Origin of the sequence: Carnobacterium funditum DSM 5970, from assembly GCF_000744185.1 — a bacterium.
Taxonomy (GTDB): Bacteria; Bacillota; Bacilli; order Lactobacillales; family Carnobacteriaceae; genus Carnobacterium_A; species Carnobacterium_A funditum.
The window spans coordinates 1,954,632-1,972,639 of record NZ_JQLL01000001.1 but is presented as its reverse complement, the minus strand read 5'-3'; the positions used below and the strand labels follow the sequence as shown (position 1 = coordinate 1,972,639).

17 protein-coding genes are annotated in these 18,008 nt (G+C 35.6%); 6 read left to right on the top strand and 11 right to left on the bottom strand.

Features of this window, described 5'->3' with window-relative positions; translation table 11 throughout:
- Positions 1–421: 421 nt before the first annotated feature.
- Both fghA and BR44_RS09215 read right to left on the bottom strand, forming a co-directional pair.
- Complete coding sequence (gene fghA / locus BR44_RS09220) at positions 422–1,270, bottom strand: S-formylglutathione hydrolase (protein ID WP_034552091.1); 849 nt, start codon at positions 1,268–1,270, stop codon at positions 422–424.
- 36 nt (positions 1,271–1,306) lie between these two features.
- On the bottom strand, positions 1,307–2,419 hold the full coding sequence (locus tag BR44_RS09215; RefSeq protein WP_034552089.1) for an S-(hydroxymethyl)glutathione dehydrogenase/class III alcohol dehydrogenase: 1,113 nt from the start codon (positions 2,417–2,419) through the stop codon (positions 1,307–1,309).
- 239 nt (positions 2,420–2,658) lie between these two features.
- Between BR44_RS09215 and BR44_RS09210 the strand changes: the two genes are divergently transcribed.
- Genes BR44_RS09210 through BR44_RS09200 form a run of 3 tightly spaced genes read left to right on the top strand, consistent with a single transcriptional unit; the run spans position 2,659 to position 4,183 of the window.
- Positions 2,659–3,063, top strand: coding sequence for a zinc ribbon domain-containing protein (locus BR44_RS09210; RefSeq protein ID WP_051912669.1), 405 nt, complete (start codon positions 2,659–2,661; stop codon positions 3,061–3,063).
- Between the two features lie 52 nt (positions 3,064–3,115).
- Entirely contained in the window at positions 3,116–3,949 is an 834-nt protein-coding gene (locus BR44_RS09205) for a sulfurtransferase (RefSeq protein ID WP_034552087.1), read from the top strand.
- Between the two features lie 33 nt (positions 3,950–3,982).
- Positions 3,983–4,183: a hypothetical protein gene (locus BR44_RS09200; RefSeq protein WP_034552085.1), complete on the top strand. Its 201-nt coding sequence runs from the start codon at positions 3,983–3,985 to the stop codon at positions 4,181–4,183.
- Positions 4,184–4,270: 87 nt separating this feature from the next.
- Here the strand turns inward: BR44_RS09200 and BR44_RS09195 are convergent, their stop codons facing one another.
- From BR44_RS09195 to deoB, 6 genes are read right to left on the bottom strand one after another with little or no spacing between them, the layout of a single operon-like run.
- Entirely contained in the window at positions 4,271–5,563 is a 1,293-nt protein-coding gene (locus BR44_RS09195) for an NCS2 family permease (protein WP_051912667.1), read from the bottom strand.
- Positions 5,563–6,510, bottom strand: coding sequence for an ABC transporter permease (locus tag BR44_RS09190; RefSeq protein WP_034552083.1), 948 nt, complete (start codon positions 6,508–6,510; stop codon positions 5,563–5,565). Before BR44_RS09190 ends, BR44_RS09195 begins: the two co-directional genes overlap by 1 nt.
- 1 nt (position 6,511) lies before the next feature.
- A complete protein-coding gene (locus tag BR44_RS09185) occupies positions 6,512–7,594 on the bottom strand; it encodes an ABC transporter permease (protein WP_211249873.1) in 1,083 nt (360 codons plus the stop codon).
- Entirely contained in the window at positions 7,587–9,119 is a 1,533-nt protein-coding gene (locus tag BR44_RS09180; RefSeq protein ID WP_034552081.1) for an ATP-binding cassette domain-containing protein, read from the bottom strand. Before BR44_RS09180 ends, BR44_RS09185 begins: the two co-directional genes overlap by 8 nt.
- Before the next feature lie 14 nt (positions 9,120–9,133).
- A complete protein-coding gene (locus BR44_RS09175; protein ID WP_051912665.1) occupies positions 9,134–10,159 on the bottom strand; it encodes a BMP family lipoprotein in 1,026 nt (341 codons plus the stop codon).
- A gap of 34 nt (positions 10,160–10,193) precedes the next feature.
- Positions 10,194–11,366: a phosphopentomutase gene (deoB, locus tag BR44_RS09170; protein WP_034552078.1), complete on the bottom strand. Its 1,173-nt coding sequence runs from the start codon at positions 11,364–11,366 to the stop codon at positions 10,194–10,196.
- A gap of 66 nt (positions 11,367–11,432) precedes the next feature.
- On the opposite strand from deoB, the gene BR44_RS09165 reads away from it, so the two are divergent.
- From BR44_RS09165 to BR44_RS09155, 3 genes are all read left to right on the top strand, one after another.
- Positions 11,433–12,092 (top strand): Crp/Fnr family transcriptional regulator, encoded by a 660-nt coding sequence (locus tag BR44_RS09165; protein WP_034552076.1) that lies wholly within the window; start codon positions 11,433–11,435, stop codon positions 12,090–12,092.
- A 169-nt stretch (positions 12,093–12,261) separates the two neighbouring features.
- A complete protein-coding gene (gene deoD / locus BR44_RS09160) occupies positions 12,262–12,966 on the top strand; it encodes a purine-nucleoside phosphorylase (protein WP_034552072.1) in 705 nt (234 codons plus the stop codon).
- Between the two features lie 418 nt (positions 12,967–13,384).
- Positions 13,385–14,239, top strand: a complete 855-nt coding sequence (locus BR44_RS09155; protein ID WP_034552069.1) for a DegV family protein — start codon at positions 13,385–13,387, stop codon at positions 14,237–14,239.
- A 271-nt stretch (positions 14,240–14,510) separates the two neighbouring features.
- Here BR44_RS09155 and BR44_RS09150 read toward each other — a convergent pair whose 3' ends face one another.
- The 3 genes from BR44_RS09150 to BR44_RS09140 form a co-directional block, all read right to left on the bottom strand.
- Positions 14,511–15,656, bottom strand: coding sequence for a DUF8173 domain-containing protein (locus BR44_RS09150; protein ID WP_034552066.1), 1,146 nt, complete (start codon positions 15,654–15,656; stop codon positions 14,511–14,513).
- Positions 15,657–16,227: 571 nt separating this feature from the next.
- Positions 16,228–16,854 carry a class I SAM-dependent methyltransferase gene (locus BR44_RS09145; RefSeq protein WP_034552064.1) on the bottom strand — a complete coding sequence of 209 codons (627 nt, stop codon included), beginning with the start codon at positions 16,852–16,854 and terminating at the stop codon, positions 16,228–16,230.
- A 533-nt stretch (positions 16,855–17,387) separates the two neighbouring features.
- Entirely contained in the window at positions 17,388–17,918 is a 531-nt protein-coding gene (locus BR44_RS09140) for an adenylate kinase family protein (protein WP_034552062.1), read from the bottom strand.
- Positions 17,919–18,008: the final 90 nt, after the last annotated feature.

Sequence of the window (18,008 nt, the reverse complement as noted above, 5' to 3'; positions counted from 1 at the left end):
ATACAGTTCTTACAAGTTACTATATTACCACTTTTCTGGTTCTTTTAGGTATGATAATCGTTATTTTTCAAAAAAATTCAAAGCAGCATACGAACAAAAACTCTATTCGACATATGGCGGGTTGGAGCAACCTATGATGACTCCAAATTGATAGACGTGGGGATCTTATTCACTAAAATGGATACGTTTCAAAAAAAAATTCCCGACTTATCTATTCTAATAAGCTACTGAAATTATTCACCAAATAATAAAAAGTAGCATCACAATAGACAGGTAGTAATCTTTGAGAAAATCTATACATTTTCCAGGTATGATGTACAGATTCAACTTTTATTCTTGTTTTCAAAATAATTGCAATAAAAAAACAGTCAGCAACACCAACGAAACGGTATTATTGACTGTTTTTCAGATATAGCTCACACTAGTGAGTATTAGCCAAATGAGATAAATGGAATTCCAAATGTTCTCCGATAAAGGTCGCTATCGTATAGTAACTATGGTCATGCCCTTTTTGCATTCGAAGCGTCAACGGGTAATCTTTCTCATTTGCGACTGCACCTATTTTAGATGGTTGCAGTTGTTTTTCATAAAATGGGTCGGCATTTCCTTGATCAATTAGAATTGGAACTTTTTTGCCATTGTAGTTTTTCATTAATTCTAACGCATCCCATTCAAGCCAATCTTTTTTATCGTCACCTAAATATTCTTCAAAAGCCTTTATGCCCCACGGAACTTGACTTGGATTTACAATTGGGGCAAAAGCTGATATCGCTTGGAATCGCTCAGGATTGCGCAACCCAATAACCAACGCACCATGTCCTCCCATTGAATGTCCTGAGATAAACTCTTTTCCAGTCAACTTAAACTGTTTATGAGCAATGACTGATAATTCTTCAGTAATATAATCGTACATTTTATAGTTTTTTGCCCAAGGTTGTTGGGTGGCATTAAGATAAAAACCTGCCCCTTGTCCTAAATCATAATCTTTTGAATCGGAGATATCTTTCCCTCGTGGGCTTGTATCTGGCATAATCATGGCGACACCTAATCTTGCAGCTGCTTTTTGCGCACCCGCTTTATGTGTGAAATTATCATCTGTACACGTTAAGCCTGATAACCACCAAAATAAAGGTGGGTCAGGAAATTTTTCTTTGTCCGGTAAAAATAAACTAAAGGTCATTGGACAGCCTAGAGTAGTTGAGTCATGACGGTATTTGTATTGTACTCCATCAAAACTAACGTGTTCTTCAAGTCGTTCTAATTCCTGCATTATTTGTTCCTCCCCAAATTACTTCATTAAAACGAGTTAATGGTAAGAAAGTACTGTACGAATTGACTCGCCTTTATGCAATAAATCAAAAGCTTCATTAATTTTATCAAATGGTAACGTGTGTGTAATAAATGGGTCTAATTGAATATCGCCTCTCATTGCTTCTTCTACCATTCCTGGTAATTCGCTGCGTCCTTTTACACCACCAAATGCTGAGCCGCGCCATACGCGTCCAGTAACCAATTGGAATGGTCGAGTGCTGATTTCTTCTCCAGCTCCAGCCACACCTATAATGACACTTTCTCCCCAGCCTTTATGGCAACACTCTAAAGCTGAACGCATCACGTCTACATTGCCAATACATTCAAAACTATAATCCACACCGCCATCCGTCATCTCAATGATTACTTCTTGGATTGGACGATCGTATTCTTTTGGATTAACAAAATCAGTTGCGCCTAATTCTTTAGCTAATTCGAATTTATCCGGATTTGTATCGATAACGATAATTCGTCCAGCTTTTTCTTTAACTGCACCTTGAATAACAGCTAAACCAATTGCTCCTAAACCAAAAATAGCAATCGTATCCCCTTCTTTTACTTTTGCTGCATTTGTCACTGCACCTATGCCAGTTGTTACACCACAGCCTAATAAACAAACTTTTTCCAGTGGTGCATCGGGATTAACTTTTGCTAAAGAGATTTCAGAAACAACCGTATATTCGCTAAATGTGCTGGTTCCCATATAATGATAAATCGGTTCGCCTTTATATGAAAAACGTGTCGTTCCATCCGGCATTAAGCCTTTTCCTTGCGTTTCACGGATAGCTTGACATAAATTCGTTTTACCTGACAGACAGAATTTACACTTGCCACATTCAGGTGTGTACAAAGGAATCACATGGTCACCTGGTTGCACAGATGTTACGCCTTCTCCAACTTCTACGACAATCCCGCCACCTTCATGACCCAATACTGCTGGGAAAACGCCTTCTGGATCTGTACCCGATAAAGTATAGGCATCTGTATGACAAACAGCGGTATCCGTAATTTTAATTAATACTTCCCCTTTTTTAGGTCCTGCTACATCGATTTCTACTATTTCAAGAGGTTGTCTTGGCCCAAAAGCGACTGCTGCACGTGATTTCATTTTTGTTAATCTCCTTCTTTTATATTCATTCATTCATTTAATCTGTTTCGTATTTAACCCTTCTGTTAAAAAAGCACCTTATAGATAAATCATAACATGTCCCTTCTATTGCGACAACTTGCTTGATTTGTACGAATTCATTAAAAATCAGACTAAAGCCGGTAGAAAATTTATTTGGAAATGGTATACTAATTACCGAGAATACAAAGACATAGAAAGAGAAAGAGGCGAAAAATAAAATGAAAACTATTCGATTGAAAATTCAAAAATTTATGGTCGGAAGATACGGGATGGACAAACTTTCAACTATTTTATTATATGTAGGACTAGCTTTCATTTTTTTATTTAATCTATTGAACCTACCATTCGGTGGTTTAGTCGGATGGGTAGCGATTATAATCAGTTATTTTCGTGCATTATCTCGCAACCGCACAAAACGTTATATAGAGAACCAAAAATATTTAGCCCTTAGTCGCCGTGGAAAACAAAAATTTAATCAGTTGCGCAATAAATTTTATCAGCGCAAACAGTACAAATACTATGCTTGCCCTAATTGTAAAAAGAAATTACGAGTTCCTCGAAAAAAAGGATCGATAAAAATTACTTGCCCACATTGTAAAGAAAGCTTTGTTAAAAAAACGTAAAAATACGCTATTGACTGTATCATTCTAGTAGATTATTGACTTAGGGGGACATATGAACCATTTTATAACGCAAACGGAGTTAGCAACGAAAATATCCACTGATAATAACTTAGTCGTACTAGATGCTCGTGCAGAATTAATGGATTCATCTGCGGGATGGAACCAATATAAAACAAGTCATATCAAAAGTGCTCAATTTGTTTCTATGGAAGACACCCTGACTGGAAAAATTAGGACGCATGGTGGCCGACATCCTTTGCCAAATATGGAAAATTTCATTACAGCTATGAAAAAAGTGGGGATGAATGATTCTTCTATGGTTGTTATTTATGACGACGGGAATTTAGCAATGGCGGGAAGATTATGGTGGCTATTAAAGTACGCTGGTAAAGATAACGTCTATCTATTAGAAGGCGGCATGAAAAAGTGGCTTGAGAACAAATTAGAAGTAACGAACGTTTTAAAAGAACCTGTGACATCTAATTCTCTAAGTCTAAATATAAAGACTGCTCTACTTGTTGATGTTCATGAAGTAAAGAGAGCTGTTCGATCAACTGATACGGCGATAATCGATTCGAGAGCTTATGAACGATACGCTGGTCAAGTGGAACCTTTAGATACTAGACCAGGGCACATTCCAAATGCGCTTAATTATCCTTGGACAGACTTAGTTAATAATGGACAGTTAATGAATAAAAAAGAACTGGAAGAAAGGTTTGAACCCCTTCAAAATTATAAAGAAGTGATTGTTCATTGTGGATCCGGCATAACTGGCACAGTAAATATTCTTTTCATGAAAGAAGTCGGTTTAAATCCCAAACTTTACTTAGGCGGTTATAGCGATTGGGTTAGTTACGCAGATAATAAAGTAGAAACAAAAAACTAATTTTAAAAACAATTTAAAAGGGGGTTAAACACTATGGCTATTGTTGCTTTTGTTCTTATTGGCTGGATTCTAAGTTTATTTAAATTCGAACAACTTGTTATCCAAGCTTTCAAGGAATTGTTTAATAAAGAAATATCTAAATCAACCTACTATTTCCTGTTTTTTTGTATCGGGATTTTTGGCGATTTGATTTTACTTTTCCAAGGTGCTTATTATGTATATTTTTTAAATTAATGTAGAAAAAAAGGGTTGAACAGTATCACGCTCCTCCGCTCTAAGCTTGGAGGGTAGTATGTGACGTTGTTCAAACCTTTTAATCATTTAAATAAACTTTAATACAAAATACAAAATGAATACTCCTGTCAAAACATACATCATTTTAGAGACGGATTTATATTTTCCAGTACTTATTTTAAGGAATGTATAGAAGGAAAATCCCCATCCAATTCCATCAGCTATATTAAACGTTAAAACCATCATTAAAACCATCAAGATAGCTGGAAAGTATTCTGTGAAATCCATAAAATCAATATCTTTTAAATTACCTGCTACTAACAGTGAGCCTACGATTACAAGTAAAGCAGAGATAACAGCTAATGGAATAAGAGCAATGAAAGGAATCAAAAAAATAGTGAAAAGGAAATAAATCCCAACTAAAAATGAGGTTAATCCTGTCTTTGCTCCCACAGCTATTCCCGTTGCGCCTTCTGCACTTGTACAGGTAGAACTACAGCCCAAAACACTTGCCATAACGACAGATAAGCCATTTGCTTCCAATGTTTTCTTCAAAACAGCTGGATCTTCAGAATTCAAGAAACTAATTTGTGTCCCTAAATTTTGAAAGACTACTAGAATCAACAACGAAAAGACTGCAATCCAGTAATTAATAGACAGAACACTAGAGAAATCAAACTGCAAAATAAACGGTTCGAGCGATTGAGTATCAATCAACGAATAAGAAAATGAACTGATATCTGTGACACCTAAAAAGATAGAAACAATTACTCCAAATATAATCGTTAGTAAAAAGTTTCCTCTTACGTTTTTAACAAATAAGAATAATCCCATTAATAAAGTAAGCAACATCGTTAAAGGAATCGGTTGAAAAATATTGTTTAACGCTACAATCGTATCTGGCGAAGAAACAATTATCTCACTGTTTTTCAAACCTAGGAAGATCAAGAAGAAACCAACCCCAGCACTCATACCTTTAATCATCGTCGCTGGTATTGCACGTAAAAGCAGACCAGTTACTTTAAAATACGTCAATAGGAAAAAAATCATCCCAACAATAAAAACAATCGATAAACTTTCTTGCCAAGTAAAGGCAAAAGCTCCTACTAAGATATAAGTAAAGAATGCATTGTCGCTCATTCCTGGAGCTAATATTAATGGGGATTTAGCATACAATCCCATTAATATATTACTAAAAGCCGTTGTCAAGATGGTTGCAATCATAACCGCATTATAATTCATCCCTGTTTGAGATAAGATTAAAGCATTCACTGCTACTATATAAACAATAGAAACAAAGGAAGTAATACTAGCTTCTACTTCCGTTTGTAGAGTACTGCCACTTTCTTTTACTTTAAAGAATTGTTGCACTATCGTCATTATCTCACACTCGCATCATAGTGAATTCCTAGTGCTTTTGGTGCACGAGTTTTTCTACCAGTAAAGATAAGAGCTAATAAAGTAACAAGGTAAGGCAACATATAGAATACTTCTGTTGGAATAGAACTTGCGAAGTCTAGAATTTGAATTTGATCTTTAATCGCTTGTGCAAATCCAAATAATAAGGCTCCGGATAAGACACCATATGGATTCCAACGTCCTAGGATAACCGCTGCAATCGCAATATAACCTTGTCCAGCAATCGTATTAAAAGAGAAGTTGCCATTGGTTGTTAAGACGATGGTCGCTCCACCTAATGCAGCAATCGAACCACTCAACATAACGGCCCAAAATTTAATCTTCATCACATTAATTCCTGCTGTATCAATAGACCCTGGATTTTCTCCAACACCTCTTAACCGCAATCCTAAAGAAGTCTTAAAGAAAATAAATCCGATTAAAAGAACGGCTGCAAATGCAATATAGGTCGTAGGATAAGACCTAAAAAGTGCTTTACCCACTATTGGAATATCCGATAAAAACGGGATAGAAATTTTTGAAAACATATTTTTTAAACGAGGTGTTTCTGCCGCACCATCAAATAGAAGTTTAACTAAGAAAAAAGTAACGTTTGCTGCTAATAAATTGATAACGACACCACTAATGACATGATTCGCTTTATATTTCAGTGTCGCTAAAGCATGCATTCCTGAGAATATTGCCGTACAGATAAATGCTGTTAACAAGCCAATGAAAGGACTCAGTCCTCCCATACCAGCTGATTCAGCGTAATAAGCACCAATTGCTGAAAAAAACGCTCCAGAAATCATAAATCCTTCGATCCCTAAGTTGATTACTCCTGCCCTCTCACTCAACATACCACCTAAGCCACCAAATAATAAGGCTGCTGCAAAAATTAAACTTCCGCTTATAATATTGGCCGTCATCTTACTTCACCTCCTTTTTAAGCGTCTTTTTTTTTGGTAATAACGCTTTAACAATCCCAGGAGCTGCTACAAAGAAAATAATGAGTGAAATAACGATTCCAATAATTTCACTTGGGACTCCCGCACCAAATTGCATTCCTTGTGACCCATAATCTAATGCTCCAATTAAAATACCTGACAAAGTTGTTCCTAAGGTTGAATTACCACCTAGTAGAGCAACTGCGATACCATCAAACCCTATGCCACTTGTAGAAGATACAATGGCTACATATCCATATACACCTAATGTATCTAAAGCACCAATTAAACCACCCAGTGCCCCCGAGATAAACATTGTTCGTATTAAAATACCGTTAACGTGCATTCCTGAATAATTGGCTGCATCTGGATTTAATCCAACTGTTTTCGTTTCATAACCCCAGCGAGTTTTTTCAAAGAAATAATAAAATCCAAAAATAATGAATGGGATAATAATAAAACCCCAGTGGATACGTGCCCCACTAAAAAAATTATTTAACGAGGGGAAACCGATGCTTGCAGATTCTTTAATAAGTGATGAACGTGCTGTTCCTTCTTGTGCTGCAAAACTCTTGATTAACATATGGCTCAGATATAACGCAATATAGTTCAACATAATTGAACTAATAACCTCATTAATTCCGAACTTCGTTTTAAGGCTAGCGATCAGAATTCCCCATAAACCTCCTGCGATAACACCAACAACAATGGCTACAATCCCATGTATGATAGGAGGCAAATCAATTAACGTGCCTACTAAGAGAGAGCTAACCGCCCCCATAATAATCTGTCCGTCAACCCCAATGTTAAAAATACCAGCTTTACTAGCTACCGCAACTGCAAATCCACTTAAAAGAAGAGGAATAATAGCACGAACGGTCTCACCCATATCGTAGACAGAACCAAATATCTTTAAGACTAATGATTCATATGCCACTATTGGGTTATACCCACCAATCAACATAACGATTGCTCCGATAATAAGTGCAATGAGAATAGCGATTAATGGAATAGTTGCTTTACTATTCTTTAAATTCTTTCTGATTTTTTCCATAGTCTCATTCATCACCCGATCCTTTACCAGCCATCATTAGCCCTAATTCTCTATCATTTGTTTCAGTTGGTTTTGTTTGTCCAACGATTTGACCATCAAAAATAATGTCTATTCTATCTGATAAGGTTAATATTTCTTCTAATTCAAAAGAAATAAGTAAGATAGCGACACCTTTATCCCGTAAACGAACAACTTGACGGTGAATAAAGTCAATCGCTCCAATATCCAGTCCACGCGTTGGCTGTACAATAATTAAGAGTTCTGGATCGCGACTAATTTCTCTTGATAAAATGACTTTTTGTTGGTTTCCACCGGACATTCCACGCACAATCGTACGTTCATTTTCGGCACGAACATCATAATTTTCCATAGCTACTCTTGCTTCTTCGTACATTAGTGCTTTGTTTAATTTAATTCCTTGATTGTATTTTTCTTTGTAGTATTCAATTAAAATTAAATTCTCTGCAATATCATTATCCAATACTAACCCATGTTTATGTCTGTCAGCTGGTACATAACTGACACCCAATTCATAAATTTCACGAGTTGATTTATCTTTTTGAGATACACCATTAATTAGTATTTCGCCTTCTTGAAAGCCACGCATTTTTACAATGGCTTCAGCTATTTCCATCTGTCCATTTCCGTCTACACCAGCAATCCCCACAATTTCTCCAGCGGCAACAGATAAATTAATGTTGTTTAACACTTTCTTTTTACTTGGACTTAACATCGTTAAATTTTTAATTTCTAACACATTTTGCTTAGGATTATAGGCTTCTTTATCAATCTCGCGCGAAATATTTTTACCAATCATCATTTCTGCGAGTTCTTCTTTATTCGAATCTTTTATATCAACCGTAGCAATGTATTTCCCTTTACGAATAACGGTACATTTGTCGGCTACTTTCATAATTTCATTTAATTTATGTGTAATCAAAATAATGGACTTGCCTTCTGCTACTAATGTTTGCATCACTTGTAACAACTCGCTAATTTCATCAGGTGTTAATACCGCTGTGGGCTCATCAAATATCAATAAGTTTGCGCCACGGTACAAACATTTCAAAATTTCAACTTTTTGCTGCATGCCAACTGGTAAATCTTCGATTTTACTATTCGGGTCTACTTTTAAACCGTATTTTTCAGAAATATTTTTAACTTCTTTAACAGCCGCTTTCATATTTAAGCGAATACCATCTTTTGGCTCCATACCAATGATAATATTTTCTGTAACCGTGAAATTTTCAATTAATTTAAAATGTTGATGAACCATTCCAATTCCTAAATGGATAGCATGATTTGGATTTTCAATTTTTGTTTCATTTTCGTAGACCGAAATACTGCCCTCTTCAGGTTGATACATCCCGAAAACGACATTCATTAAAGTGGATTTCCCTGCGCCATTTTCACCAAGCAAGGCGTGAATTTCTCCACGTCTTACAGTCAGTGAAACGTCATCATTAGCAACAAAATTACCGAATTTTTTTGTAATGTGTTTAAGCTCTAATACTTTTTCAACTCGTTTTTGTTCCATAGTATGACTCTCCTTTATGGTTTTTCAGGAACAGTAATCTCTCCAGAAATAATTTTTGTTTTGTAGTCTTCTACAAGATCTAATACGTCTTTTGGCACATTTTTATCTGATGTCGTTGCTAAGCCAACGCCATCCTCAGCTAAACCTAAGCGAACAACTTCTCCACCTGGGAAGTCTCCTTCAGCTGTTTTTTCAGAAATTTCATAAACAGCATTGTCTACATTTTTCATCATAGACGTTAACGTAATATCATCGCCGAATTCTAGTGATTGGTCCTTATCTACTCCGATAACCCAAACTTTTTCTCCATTATCAAAGCGTTCTTGTGCTTCATTAAAGACACCGTTCCCAGTACCACCTGCAGCATGGAAAATAATATCTACGCCATCATTATACATTGTAGCAGCAGCTGATTTCCCCATATCTACACGGTTAAACACACCAACATAGTTTACAACAACGGTTGCGTCTGGGTTAACCGCTTTAACCCCTGCTTCAAAACCTGCGTGGAAACGTTGGATGACTGGAATTTCCATCCCACCAACAAAACCAATTTTATCTGTTTCAGTCATACTAGCTGCAACAACTCCTGCTAAGAATGCTCCCTCGTTTTCTTTGAATGAAACTGAGACAATGTTTTCAATTCCTTCTACTTCTGCATCCACAATTCCTAATTTTGCATCTGGATTGTTAGTAGCAATCGTTGTCACAGCATCAGCTAAAGTTGCTGCTGTAGCCCAAGTTAAATCTGTTTTGCTATTAACAAATTGAAGCAAGCTTGGTTCTACTTCTGAATCCGCTTTAGGTTCAAGGTATTTTACTTCATACCCTTTATCTTTTTCTAATTTTTGCAATCCTTCCCATGCACTTTGGTTAAATGACTTATCATTTACACTACCTAAATCGGTTACCATACCTAATTTAAAATTTGATTGGCTCTCTTTATCTTCGCCTTCACTGGCGTTGCTATTTCCACAAGCGGCTAATAGTGTCATTGATAGTAAAGCGAACCCCATAGTTTTAATCGTTGATTTTTTCATTTGTATCACTCCTGTAGTTTTTTAGTTTTATCCTTTAATTTAATTCTGATAAGAAGCTTTCGCCATTTTCTATTGCAGGCAAATCAAAGTTTGCAGCGATTGTTGCACCAATATCCGCAAAATAGTTTGCTGTTTTCAATTCTTTTGGTTGTTTAAATTGTTTTGAGTAAACAAGTAAGGGAACGTATTCGCGGGTATGATCTGTTCCTGGAGCAGTTGGATCATTTCCATGATCTGCTGTAATCATTAACAAGTCGTCCTCTTCAAGTCTTTCCAAAATTTCTGGTAAACGTTTGTCAAAATCCATTAGTGCATCGCCGTAACCCTTTGTATCTCTCCGGTGTCCATAAAGAGCATCAAAATCAACTAAGTTAGTAAAAGATAACCCTTCAAAAGGTTTTTCCATCACTTTTAATAATTGATCGACACCATCCCTATTGCTTTTCGTTCGAACCGCTTGGGTAATGCCGTGTCCATTAAAAATATCACTAATCTTACCAACTGCAATAACGTCTTTTCCGTTATTTTTCAACTTATCTAACACTGTTGGTCCAAATGGACTCAGCGCGTAATCGTGGCGGTTAACGGTGCGTTTAAAAGCACCAGGTTCGCCAAGGTAAGGCCGTGCGATGATTCGCCCAATCATATACGGATCTTCTTTTGTAATCTCTCGAACATACGCACAGATATCGTATAACTCTTCTAATGGAATAACTTCTTCATGAGCTGCAATTTGAAGAACGGGATCTGCTGATGTGTAAACGATTAAAGCACCGGTCTTCATTTGTTCCTCACCAAGTTCATCTAGAATACCGGTTCCAGAGGCTGGTTTATTGCCAATAATTTTTCTTCCTGAATACGCTGTAATCTTTTCTAGCAACTCCTTTGGGAAGCCATTTGGAAAAACTCTAAAGGGTGTGTCAATCTGTAAACCGGCTATTTCCCAATGTCCCGTCATGGTGTCTTTTCCGACACTTTTTTCAGCTAGTTTTGTCCAATAAGCTTCACTTGTCGAAACTTTTTCAATACCTTTCAAATCTTCAATGTTACCTAATCCCATTTTTGCTAGATTTGGTAACATTAATTCCATTGATTCAGCGATATGTCCTAGCGTATGTGAACCTGTATCATTAAACGATGCAGCATCTAAAGCTTCTCCAATTCCTACTGAATCTAAAACAACTAAGTGTATTCGTTTACTTTTCATATTACCTTTCCTCCTCATTTAGTGTTACAATCCTAGTACTATTAAAATTTTTGTTGAGGTGAAATCATGAGTAAAAGTGTTCGATTGTTTGATGGTCTTTCAGATAAACAAGTTAAGGATATCTTGACCTCCATTCCAGTTAGAAAATATAAAAAAAATCATATCCTCATTTTTGAAGAAGATCCTATTGACCGAGTCTATATTATTAAAAGCGGTGCTTTAAAAATTTATCGAACTTATGAAGATAAAGAAATCATCCTTGACTTTATCAGAAAACATGAAGTCATAGGGGAAGTTGAGCTTTTTTCCAAAAGTCCTGCCCTATCTTCTGTTGAAGTCACTGAAGATGCTGAAATTTATCATCTCTCTCAGGCTGATTTTATTGCTTTAATCTATAAAAATAACATTATTTTAGAAAATATTTTTCGGATCCACCATCAACGTTTTGAAACATTGAATAAGCAAATAAGAAATTTGACTTTCTACAGTGTCCACACTCGCGTTTGCCGTGTTTTGTTTGATTTTATTGAGAAAAATGAAGAACCCAATAATTTAACGATAAAAAATATCAATCAAAGTACAATTGCTAGTATGATTGGTGTAACCCGCGAATCAGTTTCTAAAGCGTTTAAAGATTTACAAGATGAACATATCCTTTCGCTACAACCGAAGACGATAACGGTCCTTAATAGAGATAAGTTACGAGAATATGCAAATTTCCATTAATCTTCTAACGGCTTGTCTTTATAATAAACCAGAAAGCGCTTTCTGGCGATGAACTGTCTAACAGCATTAGTGTGAACATGATTACCCCTTTATAGATAACGCTCTCATAACGCTTATCCTTTATATCCTTTATCATGGGTAGTAACCACTTAAGAGGAGGAATTTATTTATGAGTATTCACATTAGTGCACAAGAGGGTCAAATTGCTGATATTGTTTTATTACCAGGAGATCCGCTTCGTGCAAAGTATATCGCCGAAACATTTTTAGAAGATACAGTTTGTTACAATACCGTTAGAAATATGCTTGGTTATACAGGCACATACAAAGGTAAAAAAGTTTCTGTTCAAGGTACTGGAATGGGAATGCCTTCTGCAGTCTTGTATATTCATGAATTAATCAATGATTATGGTGTTAAAACATTGATACGCGTTGGAACATGTGGCGCTATTCAAGAAGACGTACACATTCGCGACGTTATTATTGCTCAAGCTGCAGCAACAGACTCTTCACTTATCTTTAACGACCTAGCTCCAATTTACTTCCCACCAATTGGCAATTACAGCTTAATCAGTAACGCTTTTAATATTGGGGCTGAAAAAAATATGACTGTTCATGTTGGAAATGTTTTTTCTTCTGATACGTTCTATCATGATACAAAAGATACCATGAACAGCATGACAAAACTGGATGTCTTTGGTGTAGACATGGAAACAGCTGGTCTTTATTACTTAGCTTCTAAATTCCATGTACGGGCTCTTAGCATCTTAACCGTTAGCGATCACTTAATCACTGGCGAGCAAACAACAGCTGAAGAACGTCAAACAAGCTTTAGTGAAATGATTGAAGTTGCTTTAGAAGCAGCCATTAAATAAATTAAATAGAACAAGAAAAACCGTTATAAAGTCTTTGTTTAAAAGACAGTTATAACGGTTTTTTTTGATCGGTAAGAGGTAGTGCTGGTTAGCTCATTCATGAACATAGACATATTTCAAAAAAATTCTTTCTAACTTGTCGCACCCGACTAAAAAATAGACGAGTTAACTATTTTTCACCTTTTACTTTTCCATCTGATAAAATGTAGTACTAAAATTGTTCACCAAATAATGAAAATGGGCTATCTGGATTAAGGCAGCCATTTAGTAAATTTCGAGAAAAATCGTGAATGATTCAGGACTACATTAATAGGGTGTTTATTAATTATAAAACGCCTAATCTCTACAGGACATCTTCGCCTACATGTGATATGATTACCGTGACTACTTGTTACACAATTGAGTTAGGGAGGTCACTATGACAAAATATATTATTACTACTGAAAGCGGATCTGATATTTCTCCTCAGCTTGTTGAGCGCTATGGTATTCACGTTATTCCGATGCATGTGACTATGGGATCAGAAACCTACGATGATGGCAGCTTTGATGTTGAAGATATTTATCATTTCTACGATAAAACAGGAACCTTACCAAAAACTTCTGGTTCAACGCCTCAAGACTGTACCGTTGTGTTCGAGCGCATCTTTGCAGAGCACCCTGAAGCTCATATTATCCACGTTGCTTATTCAGCAGTGACAACTGTTTCTTACAATTCTTGCGTTATTGCAGCTCGAGAATTAGAAAACATCCATATTGTCGATAGTAAAAATGTCTCAGGAGGATTAACGGCTATAGTTGTCGCAACAGCTAAATTTATTAAACACAATCCCAAGGCTACCCCTGAAGAAATAGTAGCCTTTGTAGAAGATGTCAGAGAACGGACTCGCTTCGTCTTTCTTCCACAATCCCTTCTTTATCTTAAAGCTGGAGGACGAGTTTCAAATACTGCTTACCTCGGCGCATCTTTACTAAGACTGCATCCAACTATTATTTTAGAGAATGGTTATTTAGTCGCTTCTAAAAAATACCGTGGGTCTTATGAGCGCTGTTTGAAAAATACTGTTAAAGACTTTGTGACAAATTACAATATTGACCCAGAAACATTGACTATTGGAGGAACCCCCGGTTTAACTGAGGACTATAAGCAATTAGGAGCATCTACTTTAAACAAGAACGGTTATGAGAACCCTCAATGGTTTTCAGCAGGTGCAGTTATCTCTAGTCATGGCGGTCCTGGAGCTTTTGGAATCATTGGAATTGAAAAGAAATAATAACTATTTTAGTATTGAATGCAGAATAGAAAACCATAAAATGTATACGTTTGTTTAAATACATTAGCTTATTCAAAAAAGATAGTAGCAACTAAAAATAAGTGGCTACTATCTTTTATTTACTCTTAAAAAACATCCGAATGTTTACCCATTTGAATAAAACATCCAAGATTTCGAGAACAGACTTGTGTCGTTCATAATAATCCAATCTTTTATAATATTCAGCTAGTTAGACTTTTTTATCTGCTATCTGAAACTAACGATTTCCAGTTTAAGCTCTATGGTCTAGTATCGATAATACAATCGACCCTACTCCAAAAGATGCGATAACGAGACCTGTGACCATACCCACTATAGGAACAACCCCTAAAGCTGTTAAAATTATCAATCCTAGTAAAAATAGCCAAAAAGATTGCGCATTAGACCAGTCAAATCTTTTTTGGAACCAAAGACCGATAAATACTGAAAGAATAATCTTTGAGACATAAAGTGACATTCCATATAGTGATAACATAATAAAACTTAAAGGTATCCCTATAATTGTAACCATTAATAGTATAGAAACTATTGGAATCACTACCACTGCTAAGGCTCCAAAACCTCCTGTTCTAATTGGATTCAGCCCTATTTTTTTAGCTAATACAGGCCAAAAAGTTGGTCTAATCCATTTAACAAATAACCATACAATTAAAGAGGCTGCTATGCTTAGCAGAACTCTGACAAAGATTGAAATAGTATACATAGACTCGGAGAATGCAACCGTCTCAGAATCCAGTTTTTCCCAAGTGGTTTCACCTACAACTTCAGACCCATTTAAAAAATCAGCCTTTTGTTGACTGCTATAATTTAAATCCCCACCAATTTTGCCACGTATAGATATTGATTCACTTGAACTAGACAAGTCACCATTGATTGTACCATTTTGATAAATAGTTGATGCCCCCATAAAAGCATCTTTTTTGATAACTGATTCCTCTTCTAGATAGATTGTTTGCCCGGCTAGAAAAGCACTCCCATTCGTTTGAGCTTGCACTTTCAGTGTCGCTCCAGCTAAATAAATAGTGTTTTCAACAGTACCATTGATTATAATATCTTGTCCTACAAAAAACACACTTCCTCTGACGGTTCCACTTATAGTAGCACTTTGACCCGCTATAAAAAGATCACCCTCAATGGTCCCATTTACTTCTATATTACTAGCAGCGATAAATGTCGTTCCATTTATATTCCCATCGACACGAACATTTGAACCTGAGAGAAAACTCGTTTTTTCTAATGTTTCACCTGACTCTATAATAATATTATCCCTAGAAATACTTTCAGCCAGAACGCTTACAGAAGGAACCACTAATAAAGCCACCAAGAGCAACGACAGAAGTAAGGCTTTCAGTTTTCTATTACGTTTAAACTTTAGCATAATATCCCACTCCTTTAATTGTTTTGAAAACCTATTTAAGCTAAACTACCCATTGCAAGTTAAGTATCCTAAAAATTAGTCAACTCCATTATCAAAAACACTCGACCGTTCCATTCAATTTTTTTTAAACTGTAATCTTCTTATCTTTAATTGTTATTCATTCATTAAGGACACTATTCAATTTTGACCAACTCTAAGCGAAATTGGCTAGTATAAATGCTCCTATCCTAACAAAATAAACAGGACTATCACGAAAAAGATTGCCAAATCCCCTTGTTCTTTGAGCCTTTTATCTGGCCTTATGTACTTTTATTATACTACAAGACCCTTGTAAACGATAACAAATAGAGCTAGTTTATAACAGCTTATTCGGATAGAAACTAGTTACCCTTACATTATCTTGTAGCAATTTTAGCTTTCCCACCGTATCAGAATAAGCGATAAAGAACACATTAAAAATATGGTTAACCTATTTATTGAAAAAATTTGGTCTGTATAACCCACTATTTGTAAAGAAAACATGCAGCGTTCATTTTTAAAAGATGGACGCTCCATGTTTATTTCTTATTTCTTATTTCTTATTTCTTATTTCTATTAATTTTACAATATCACTCCATAAATCTTGGGTTACTATATCTTCTTCTTTGAATCCAGCCTTCAAAAGATTAGCAATTGTCTCTCTATTGATATTAGCTCCCCAGGTATGTAAAGGAATGAAATTCACCCTATCCATAAATTTCCCGGCGACATTATGATGACTTCTCATGTGCTCCAACATAACAATTTTACCGTTAGCTTTACAGACTCTTCTTATTTCTTTTAGTCCTTTTACAGGATCCGGCACCGAACAAAATACGCAAGAAGTAACGACCGTATCAAAGGTATCATCCGCAAAACTCATGTCCTGGGCGTCCATTTCGATTAACCTAATATTCTCTTTTCCTTTTGTTTTTTGGATGGCCTTTTCCAACATCTTTTCACTAAAATCTATACCAGTTATTTCCAAATCTTCCGGATAGAGAACCAAATTTTTCCCAGTACCAACTCCGACTTCCAAAACTTGCTTTCCTTCAATAGTTGTAACCAACTTTTCTCTCCATGTACTCATTGTCATAGCTTCCATCGGTCCTTCTAAAACATCATAAATTTTAGAAACACGATTATAGCGGTTTTTAATTTTTTTAGTTTCATCGCTCATTTATATCGTCTCCTTTATTAAAAATCACAGCATATTTTTTAGACTAAACTAGAGAAGTTAGCTTCTTTGTTTTATCCAGGATTATGATATCAAACTCTTTTTTTAAGTTTGATTATTTCCATTTCATTAACCACTCTTTCATATTCCATGCGTTATTCCTAATTGTATCACCTCGACCATTAGAATAGGTGAACTACCACTAGACCTTACTACCTTGTTTCATTCTCTATCCGTTCACTACTGTGCATCGGTAAACTTATAAGATTAAACCAATCTTGTAATTCTTAAGTACAATTTGAATTTTTTTTAACCAACAATTGTTAAATTTAACCAGAGATAGTTTCCATTCAATGATAAACTCATAAACAGTTCTAAAGTCGTCTAAACCTCAAATTTTTTTTGGATTTAGTTTCTGATTTTTTTAGTTCTACGAAGGAAACAACGTTAATGAGTAAAAAACACTAGCATTTTTTTCTATTAAAATAGACATGTAGCTTTCTTTAGCTTTAGCCACTAGCAATATAGAGCGAGTCTTATAAAATTGTTTCTATTTTCCGAAACATCTTCAATGAAGATTCTTCATTTATTTTTACTAAGACTTTTTTTCGTGTGTAATAGTTTATAAGAGGTTGAGTCTCTTTTAAGTACACCCCAAAACGTCGTTCAATAATTTTTTCAGTATCGTCTATTCTACCACGATGTAAGAGCCGATCAACCAAAACATTTTTTGGTAGATCTAAATAAAAAACAACCAGTTCTGACTTCAATCCTTCATTCAATGCAAGAGCTTGATTTTGATTACGAGGATAACCGTCTAAAACAACTGATTTTTCATGCGGAAGTTTTTTCATTCTCTTTTCAATCAATGCATGAATGATTTCATCGGGGACTAATTCCCCTGATAAGATGAAACGAGAGACTTGTTTGCCTATTTCCGTTCCTTTATTCATTTCAGTACGTAGTATTTCTCCTGAAGATACAATTGGAAATTGATATTTCTTATGGATTAATTCAGCAATGGTTCCCTTACCAGAACCTGGTGCACCTATTAGAATAATAATCATATCTAACTCCTTTTTTTCACTTTATTATACAATAGATAGTTCGCTGATAGAATCAATAGCCCTTCAGATAAGAAGCTGCTGGTGTATTAC